This window comes from Paenibacillus sp. JJ1683 (genome assembly GCF_053006485.1).
The window spans coordinates 2,875,665-2,886,133 of sequence record NZ_CM129820.1; the positions used below are offsets into that span (position 1 = coordinate 2,875,665).

At 40.3% G+C, this 10,469-nt stretch carries 3 protein-coding genes and 1 pseudogene; 2 read left to right on the top strand and 2 right to left on the bottom strand.

Translation table 11 applies throughout. The annotated features are described in order from the left end of the window. Window positions 1-31: 31 nt before the first annotated feature. Both ACUC6J_RS12265 and ACUC6J_RS12270 read right to left on the bottom strand, forming a co-directional pair. The gene (locus ACUC6J_RS12265) at window positions 32-559 is read right to left on the bottom strand and encodes an SDR family NAD(P)-dependent oxidoreductase (protein ID WP_447250274.1); all 528 of its coding nucleotides are present in this window, start codon (window positions 557-559) and stop codon (window positions 32-34) included. Between the two features lie 17 nt (window positions 560-576). Beyond that, complete coding sequence (locus ACUC6J_RS12270) at window positions 577-753, bottom strand: SDR family NAD(P)-dependent oxidoreductase (protein ID WP_447250275.1); 177 nt, start codon at window positions 751-753, stop codon at window positions 577-579. Between ACUC6J_RS12270 and ACUC6J_RS12275 the strand changes: the two are divergent. Both ACUC6J_RS12275 and ACUC6J_RS12280 read left to right on the top strand, forming a co-directional pair. After that, window positions 725-1,003 (top strand): annotated as a pseudogene (locus tag ACUC6J_RS12275) (tyrosine-type recombinase/integrase); the annotation flags it as partial. The gene ACUC6J_RS12270 and the pseudogene ACUC6J_RS12275 sit on opposite strands and share 29 nt — an antisense overlap. A gap of 791 nt (window positions 1,004-1,794) precedes the next feature. Continuing rightward, window positions 1,795-10,434 carry an amino acid adenylation domain-containing protein gene (locus ACUC6J_RS12280; RefSeq protein ID WP_447248907.1) on the top strand — a complete coding sequence of 2,880 codons (8,640 nt, stop codon included), beginning with the start codon at window positions 1,795-1,797 and terminating at the stop codon, window positions 10,432-10,434. Window positions 10,435-10,469 lie beyond the last annotated feature (35 nt).

The following is a 10,469-nucleotide window of genomic DNA, read 5'->3' on the forward strand; positions in this document are numbered from 1 at the left end:
ACCTTAGCTATCCTGCCAATATGTGATTTTATTATTTGTAATCTGCGTTTATCGTTGTTTCTTTCCATTGTTCTATGCTGGCAAGCATGTTGTTAAATTTATAGGTTGCTGCATCATAGGCTTGTTGACCAAGCAACAAACGAAGTGGAGGTTTCGTTGTTTCCACAACTTTAATAACCGCTTCAGCAGCCTTTACAGGATCTCCAGCTTCTTGACCAGCACCAAGTTGAATACCTTGCAGCATATGGCCGACAATAGATTCTTTAAGCTCAGGTATGCTTGTCTCAGTCTTGGCAGAAGAACGGCCACCCCAATCTGTACGAAAACTGCTTGGCTCCATTAAAGTCACATAAATATTAAAAGGAGCCAGTTCTTGCGCAAGACTTTCGGAAATACCTTCAACGGCGTATTTTGTTGCGTGATAATACCCGAGAGTTGGGAAGGAAGTTAGACCGCCAATGGACGAGAAGTTTATAATGTGACCACTTTTTTGTGAGCGCATGTAGGGAAGTACAGCATTCGTAATATGCATGAGTCCCCAGAAGTTAATTTCGAACATCTTACGCGTTTCTTCTTCTACGCTTCCTCAACAGAGCTAAAATATCCGATACCTGCATTGTTCACGAGCACATCAATACGTTTAAACTTCTCAATCGTATGGTCAACCGCATTTCGGATCTGTTCCGGATTAGTGACGTCGAGTGGGAGAGCGAGCACATGATCTTCATGCCCGGCTGGAAGAAAAGGAGGCACACGAAGACTTACTCAAAGATCCATAGAAAAGTTAATTCAAAAATATGCTAATCTTTATGGTAAACCGTCTTTAAATGTGCATGCTTTGAGACTTGCAACTAGATATCATAAGGCTAACAATGATGTTCCAAAACTGAAGGATCAACTAGGTCATTTATCAGTACAGACAACGATGATATATACACATTTATCAGATGACGATCTGAAGACAGCGGTTAATAAAATGGATTTAGATTTTTTTATGCATTAACTCTAAGTTCAATTGTAATTCAGTAGATGATTATTGAAGATAAAGTTATTGCATAAAGGATGGATGATATGATTTATGCCACAACTTTATCTTTATTTTTACTTATGCAATAATCTTAAGTTCACTAATGCAATAAAGTTAACTTCAACGGACAACTGTACATCGACACAAAGTTACCTACCAAAGAAACCCTTATTTTATAAGGATTTTTCTGTTTTTAGTAGGCAACTTTGTGTCATTATTTCGTGACACAAAGTTGCCTACTTGACTGGGAAATGACACTAAGTTACCTACTTGACTGGAGAAGTAAAAGTTTTATGCAATAGCATTACTGATACAGCTATGCTTATCTGTTCAGAAACAAACTTTAGAAGATGAATAACGCTTTTCCAACAAACGTTTACATGAAAAAATCCGTTCGATACTTTTTTAGAATTCGACAGAAAAGGTGTTTTTTCAACAAAGGAGTGTTTAATCAAAGATCGAATATATAGAACTATGTCAAACTTCTACAAAATATTGGAGGAAATGCATATTATGTACTCACCAGTCCGAAAGATAGAGAATGAGATGGGGAGAAATAGATTTTATGTTTTTAGTAAGAGGCTTGGTAGGGAGGTCAGACTTTATAATTCCCTTCAATATGATCATTGGGTATTAACTGAAACTGACCTTTCTGTCTTGGATTACTGTGAGAGGCCACATAAAATCACAGTTTCTGTGGCTGGTAAAGTTGATTATCAGACAAGCTATTCAAGAGAATATAAATAAAGTATTGGAGGTCGAAAGTTATGGATAAAATCGCCATTATAGGAATAGGATGCCGTTTGCCAGGAGGAATAAGGGGGCCTGAGGAGTTCTGGGAAGCATTGACTGCGGGAAAAGATATGACTTCCGATTTACCCGAAGGCCGCTGGGATTTAGAAAAGTTTTATGATCCTGACAAATCAAAGCCAGGCAAGCATTACACCTGTCATGGTGGATTTTTAGATAAAATAGATGAGTTTGACCCTTTGTTTTTTGGTATTTCTCCAAGGGAAGCGGCCTTTCTTGATCCACAGCAAAGACTGATGCTGGAGACATCATGGGAAGCAATGGAAGATGGAGGCTTGGATCCGGCCAAGCTAGCAGGAACCAATACCGGTGTCTTTGTAGCGGGCTTCACCCTTGACTATCAAGCAATACAATTTAAAAACGAATCGGTTGAAAGTTTAGATACACATTCGGCAACGGGTATGATGATGACAATGTTGTCCAACAGGATTTCATATATATATGATTTCAGAGGTCCAAGTTTGTCTGTAGATACAGCGTGTTCGGGCTCTTTGGTTGCAACACACCTTGCATGCGGGAGTTTATTGAATAATGAATGTAATCTCGCAATAGCAGGCGGAGTAAGTGTTATAGCTACACCTGAGTATACCATAGCGGAAAGTAAGGGTGGTTTTTTATCTCCCGATGGACGGTGCAAAACTTTCGATTCCAGTGCAAACGGTTATGCAAGAGGGGAAGGAGCCGGCGTTGTGGTTTTAAAACGCCTGTCAGATGCTATCGAAGACGGAGATAGGATTTATGCCGTAATAAGTGGATCGGGTGTAAACCAGGACGGCCACACAGACGGGATTACTGTTCCAAACGGGCAGGCTCAGGAAAACTTAATGAAGGAGGTATACAAAAAGGCAGGAATATCACCTTCAGATATAACATATATTGAAGCTCACGGCACCGGCACTCCGGTTGGAGACCCTATTGAGGCTAATGCAATAGCACGAGTGGTTTCAACAGACAGGCCAAAAGATAAAAAGTGTATTGTCGGATCTGTTAAGACAAACATTGCCCACCTTGAGGCCGCTGCAGGAGTTGCCGCACTGATAAAAGCTTCACTAATCATAAAGCATAAGCAAATACCTCCACATCTGCACTTTAAGAATCCAAACCCTAAAATTCCCTTTGACGATTTATGTATACGAATTCCTCAGACTCTGGAGCCTTTGCCGCAACCCGCATTGGTTGGCATAAATTCATTCGGTTTTGGAGGAACAAATGCCCATATCCTCTTGGAGGAAGCTACAGATCTCCAAAAAGAGGGTACTCCTGAAGTTAATGTAAATAACGGATGGCCATATATGATTCCCATATCTGCGCGCTCAGAAAAGGCGCTAAAAAACTATGCGCAAAAGTATGTTGATTTTATTAATGGAAGTGGAGAAAGTATTTCTTTATATGATATTGGAAGCATGATGAGCAAAAAGCGCACCCATCATGACTATAGACTAGCGGTTTCGGCATCTTCAAAGGAAGAACTTGCAGGAAACCTGGAAGCGTATATTAAAGGACAAGCACGCCAGGGGATGTCTGCGGGAAATGTTGAGGCAGGAAAGTACAATAAAGCTGTTTTTGTATATACAGGTATGGGGCCCATATGGTGGGCTATGGGCAGACAGCTCCTTGAAAAAGACCCTGTGTTTAGAAATATGATAGAAAAATGCGATAAACTTACACGTCAGTATGCTGGATGGTCTCTACTGGAGGAACTTCTCGCCGATGAGGAGAATTCACGTCTGGACCAGCCCCAGTTTGCTCAACCTACCAATTTTGCTGTTCAGGTGGGTTTGACTGAAGTATGGAAATACTTGGGTATTATACCCCATGCGGTGGTAGGACACAGTGTTGGAGAAGTGGCTTCTACATATGTTGCAGGAATTTACAGCCTTGAAGATGCCATGTTGGTAAGTATTCACAGAAGCCGTGCACAGCAAAAAGCAGTAAACAAGGGCACAATGCTGGCGGTAGGTTTACCAGAAAAAGAAGTTGTGGCCCTGCTGGATGAGAACATAAAAGGTGTTTCAATGGCAGCAGTCAATAGCCCAAATTCGGTAACTTTGTCAGGTGATCCTGATGCCCTTGAGCAGATCCAAAAACAGTTGCAGGATAAGGGGGTTTTTGCGCGGCTTTTAAAGGTCAATGTAGCGTATCACAGTTACCAAATGGAACCATATGAGCAGGAGCTATTGGAGGCATTAAAAGGAATAAAGTCCCAGCCTGCCGGGATACCGATATATTCCACGGTTACAGGGAAAATGCTGACGGGTACAGAGTGTGATGGACATTACTGGTATAAAAATGTAAGAGAGCCGGTACGTTTTGAAGCAGCAATGTATGAAATGATTTCGTTGAATTATAACTTATTTATTGAGGTGGGCCCTCACCCTGTTTTAGCAGCTTCTATTTCTGATTGTCTGTCAGCTAAAAACGTTGAAGGTAAGAAGTTGTTCTCTATAAAAAGAAATGAAAACGAACAGGTTTCAATACTGGAGAACTTAGGGAATCTATATGCACTGGGATACCCTATAGATTGGAACAAGATTTACCGGTACCAAGGTGAGTTTGTAAGTCTCCCTCTTTATCCATGGCAATGGGATAAATACTGGATGGAAACGCAGGAATCAAGTGAATTTAGGCAGGGAAAAAATAAGCACAAGTTTTTAGGACGCCGTTTGAAAACTTCCAGCCCTATATGGGAGATTGAACTTAATACTACCTATATGACGTATCTTTCTGATCATAAAATACAAGGTATAGAAGTTTTCCCCGGAGCAGGGTATGTAGAGCTGGGAATGGCTTGTGCCAGAAGCTATTTTGGAGAGGGTTTTTATACAGTTGAAGATATAAAGTTTGAAAATGCTTTATTTTTAAATCAAGGAGTATCACCTGTGGTGCAGGTGGTTTTGGATCCAAAAACCGCAAAATTCGAGATTTCAAGCAGGATACCGGGACAAGATAAGACTTGGACATGCAATGCATCCGGCACAATAAGAAAACGGCAAAACATAAAGATCACTGCTAAAGATGAGTTGATTCAAATACTTGGCAATTGTACCAAAGAATACGGAAAAGAAGTATGTTATAAAACCTTCTATCAAATGGGTTTCCATTATGGTCCTTATTTCCAAGGTATAGACAAGATATGGAAAGGTGATAACGAAGCTCTTGGCAGGATCGAGATCCCTAAAATACTGGAGATTGATAGCTCTATCTACGGTCTTCACCCGGCGGTATTGGACGCCTGTTTCCAGGTTACCATTGCGGCAGTTGCACCACTTAATGAAGATGAAAATAACGAAGGCCAATCATTCCTACCTGTAGGAATAGACAGGGTGCAGCTTTATGGAAGGCCGGAGCCTGTCATGCTTTGTCATACGCAGATGGTAGATAGGAAAGATAATAATTTGAACGCCAACATCCGTCTATATAGTGAGGACGGAAATCTAATCGCCGAAATACTGGGCATAAGAACTAAGGAACTTGGAAATAGTGGAGGGTCTGATGCTGGAAGAGTTAAGGATTATCTTTATGAGATAAACTGGGAGCTTCTAAAAAGTGAAGAAGTTGATACCCGCACAGCTGCTGCTAACTCTGGAGCATGGCTTATTTTTGTGGATCATAAAGCAGCAGGAAAAGAACTGGCAAATCTCCTTGAAAAAAGGGGAGAAGAATGCTTTATGGTATATCCTGGTGAGAATTTTGGTTGGCAGTATGAAGAGCGTGAGATATATATAAACCCTCGAAGCATTGAGGATCTTAGAGCGTTGTTTGATGAATTCTCAAAAATTAAAACGAAGCTAACAGGTATTGTATATATGTGGAGCCTCAATATCCTTGAGATCCAGGAAGTTAGTAATACAGCTATAGAAAAAGCTTGTTTTGAAAACCTGTTTGTATTAAAACACCTGGTACAAGCAACCACAAATCTGGGATTAAATTTTAAACTGTGGGTTATTACAAGAGGAGCCCAAATGATCAACAGGGCTACTCCAAATTCTGCATTCTTACAGTCGTTGGTATGGGGCCTTGGCACCGTCATAGGTTACCATGAGTTGCCTTCAAATTGGGGAGGCCTTGTAGACCTTGACATAGAGGCCAATGCGGGTGAAATGGAAATGCTGTTAAAAGAAGTCTTAGGTAATGGAGAGAACCAAATTGCTTTCCGTAATGGGAATAGACTTGCAGCAAGAATCGATAAACTGCGGATTGATATGCAGCATCAAGTACCCGTACATCTTCGCCCCGATGGAAGTTATGTTATTACAGGTGCTTTTGGTGGCATAGGTATGATTACAGCCCAGTGGATGGTTGCCAAGGGAGCAAGACATCTGGTACTGCTTGGACGCGGAGAATTTCCAAAACGTTCTGAATGGAACAATGTAGAGCCAGGCAGCAGCCTTGCAGAGAGGATTGAGTTTGTTCGTAAGCTGGAGTCCCAGGGGGCAACAGTATATATTGGATCAGTGGATGTAACTGATGAGGAAAAGCTTGCTGGATTTTTTAAAGATTTTGATAAGGAAGAAAGGCCTCCTATTCGAGGTGTTGTACATTCTGCTGGTATTACGGATGATCAATTTCTTGAGGTTAGTAAAGATGAGACTTTTTATAGGGTCCTTTCGCCTAAGGTAAATGGTGCATGGAACCTTCACCGTATGACAGAGGGACGGCCTATTGACTTCTTTATTTTATTTTCTTCAGTTGCTTCTGTATTTGGTTCACCAGGCCAGGGAGCATATGCAACTGGGAATGCCTTTTTGGACTCACTTGCACATTACCGTTTATCGAGAGGACTTCCTGCACTGAGTATCAATTGGGGACCATGGTCAGAGGTTGGAATGGCTGCAAGGTTTATGGAACGTGATCCGGAGTATTATATACAAAAATCCATAGAATCTGTAACGGTAGAAAAGGGAATTAGGGCTATGGAGCACCTTGTTGGAGAAGCTGTTGCACAGTCTGTGGTTCTACCTATACTCTCGTGGCAAACGTTTGGGGAAAAATGGTTCTCACCCATGAGTTCTCCACATGTGCTTAAAACTCTTTTGCAAGATGAGTCAGGACAACAAGAGAATATAAATAAATCAAAGGTGGATGTTGATATCCTGGAGGATATTATTTCATCTCCAATACAGAGCAGGCAGAATATCGTTGAAATGCATATTAAAACAATAGTAGCGAAGGTTTTGCGTTATAATCCTGAGGATCTAAGTACCAAACAACCACTAACTGTTTTTGGGATGGATTCATTAATGGCCACCGAAATAAAAAACAGGATGGAGGTTGCCTTTAAAACACCTGTTTCCATAGTAGAACTTCTTAAGGGTTCCAGCATATACGATCTTTCCGAGCAAATGATATCAAAGCTATACGGATCGGGAAAGATTTCAGAACAGGATTCCCTAAATATGGGTAAGGCTGAGCTTGAAAGAATACCTAAAGTTTCTGAAAAAGAGTACTATGAAACCTCATCTGCACAAAAGATGATGTATATCATTAATAATCTTGAGGGTAACAACATTGGGTATAACATACCTGTGGGAATTTTATTTGAAGGTGGGATTGAAAGGGTTGCCCTTGGGGAAGCATTAAAAACATTGATACAAAGGCATGAAGCATTTAGGACATCCTTTGAGATGATTGATGGGGAGCTTGTGCAAAGGATACAAGATGAAGTTGATTTTACTATAGAATATTTTGAGTCTGAGGAAGACGGAGTAGAGAAAATAATCGATGAATTTGTAAGACCGTTCGATTTAAGCAAAGCACCCTTAATAAGAGTAGGTCTTATAGAAATCCATGCTAGCAGGCAAATACTTTTGCTTGATGTACATCATATAGTCTCGGATGGAACTTCAATAATCAGGACTTTTGATGAAATAGTTTCTATATTAAGTGGTGAAAGCCTTCCGGCAATGGAGGTGCAATATAAGGATTTTGCCCAGTGGCAGAATGGCTTGTTTAGCACTGAGGTTTACAAAAAGCAGGAAGAATACTGGCTTAATAGGTTCAAGGGTGAAATTCCTATCCTTGATATGCCTACAGATTATCCTAGGCCTCTCCTTCAAAGCTTTGAAGGAAATAGGTTGCTATTTGATTTAGACAGTCATTTGATGGATAAATTAAATGTACTTTCCTCCCAAACAGGAGCCACCGTGTATATGATACTTCTTGCGGCATTAAATACACTAATGTATAAATACTCAGGACAGGAAGACATAATTATTGGTACTCCTATAGCGGCAAGAACTCATTTTGATACTGAAAGAATACTGGGGATGTTTATAAATACCCTGGCATTAAGGAATTTCCCAGAGGGAAATAAGGCCTTTACTGAGTTCTTGGAAGAAGTAAAAGAAAGCTCCTTAGAAGCATATGAAAATCAGGAATACAGGTTTGATCAGTTTGTGACAAAACTTAACGTAAAGAGAGATTCAAGCAGAAATCCTTTATTTACTGTTATGTTTAATATTGTTCCTTCTGATGAGCATATTATGGAACATCGTGGTGAATTAAAGTATTCCAAATATCCGGTTGAAAGTAAAACATCAAAATTTGACCTAACATTCCAGTTGATACCAGATGGTCATAATATAATATTATGGATGGAATATGCTACACGTCTGTTTAAGAAGGAGACGGTAGAAAGGCTTGTTCAGCATTACTTTAATATCCTTGAAGAGATAACCTCAAACCCTGAAAAAAAACTATCAGAAATCAATATGTTATCCCAAGAAGAAAAGGAGCGAATAATATACGGCTTTAACGATACGAAGGTTGAATTTGAACATCACCTGACGGTACACCACCTGTTTGAACAGCAGACGAAAGTACGTCCAGACAATATAGCAGTAGCGTATGAAGGCCGTAGATTTACATATGGCCAGATCAACCAAAGGGCAAACAGGATAGCAAGGTACATGTTAAAGGCTGGCACTGGTAGAGAAGAAGCCGTAGTTGTCATGCTGGAGAGGGGACCCTTATTTGTAGAATCGGTACTTGGTATATGGAAAGCAGGGGGGGCTTACATACCTGTAAATCCAAAATACCCCACACAAAGGGTGCTTGATATATTTAAGGAATCTAAAGCTGCCTATGTGTTGACCTTATCAGATTATGTGACCCAGCAGCTTAGTGAGAACTATAAAGGCCGAATTATATACCTTGACCAGTGTGAAAAAGAGATTGAGGCTGAAAGTGGCGAAAACCTAGATCTAGATATAGACATAAATAGTTTGGCCTATGTTATATATACATCTGGTTCAACTGGTGTACCAAAGGGAGCTATGATAGAGCATCTTGGCATGATAAACCACATCCATGCGGAAATAAAGGAACTTTGTATAACTAACAACAGCATAATATCCCAGAACTCGCCTCAATACTTTGATGTATCTGTATGGCAGTTCTTTGCAGCCCTAACCATAGGAGCTCAAATTATCATCTATCCAGATGAAATAGTAAAGGATGTTGCAAGGTTTACGAATCGGATCATAGAAGATGGCATAACGGTCCTTGAGGTGGTACCTTCATACCTTGCTTTAATGCTTGAGTATGTGGAAAATACAGGGAATAAACCGGAAAAACTTCATTACTTGCTGATAACGGGAGAAACCGTAAAATCCGACATAGTAAGGAAATGGTTTGACCTATGTCCAAATACTAAAGTAGTTAATGCCTACGGACCTGCAGAGGCAGCGGACGATATTACTCTATATACTATGGAAGCTGCTCATGAAGGAGAGAACATTCCTGTAGGCAAGCCTATACAAAATATGAATCTATATATAACAGATAAAAACATGAACCTGTGCCCTATCGGAGTAAAAGGAGAGATCTGCGTCTCTGGAACAGGTGTAGGAAGGGGTTATTTAAATGACCCTGAAAAAACAGCCCATGTATTCCTTGAAGATCCTTTCAGAGAAGAAAAGGGGATAAGGCTGTACAAAACAGGAGACCTGGGAAGATGGCTGCCTGACGGGAATATCGAATTCCTGGGCAGAATAGACCATCAGGTTAAGATCCGCGGATACCGAATAGAGCTTGGAGAAATAGAAGCTCAGCTTCTAAAACATTCTTCAATAAAAGAAGTTGTGGCAGCAACAAGGGAAGACCCCCAAGGGAACAAGTACATCTGTGCATATATAGTTGGAGAAAGTGAATTGACAATACCGGAATTAAGGGAGTATCTCTCCAAAGATCTGCCAGACTACATGATCCCTTCATATTTTGTACAGTTGGAAAAACTGCCTTTATCAGCGAATGGCAAGGTAGATAGAAATGCCCTGCCTGCACCTGATGGAAATATTAATACAGGGGTAGACTATGCTGCACCATTCGGTGAAATTGAGGAGAAGCTTGTACTGATATGGAGCCAAATCCTTGGAGTCCAGAAGATTGGAGTAAATGATAACTTCTTTGAATTAGGAGGAGACTCATTAAAGGCAACCAATCTTGTATCAAGGGTTCATAAAGAATTTGACATAGAATTTGCATTAAAAGAAGTGTTTATGGGTCCTACAATTTCGGCAATAGCAAAAAGTATTAAAAATAGACTTAACGATACAGTGGAAATCGAAGAAATTTTAAGCATGATTGAAAATCTATAAATAGGAATTAAAAGAGATGAAATTGAGAAGAGGGA

Bases quoted from the DNA above. Each gene is read 5' to 3' on its own strand.
- ACUC6J_RS12265 (WP_447250274.1), bottom strand. From the start codon at position 559: ATGTTCGAAATTAACTTCTGGGGACTCATGCATATTACGAATGCTGTA.
- ACUC6J_RS12280 (WP_447248907.1), top strand. From the start codon at position 1,795: ATGGATAAAATCGCCATTATAGGAATAGGATGCCGTTTGCCAGGAGGA.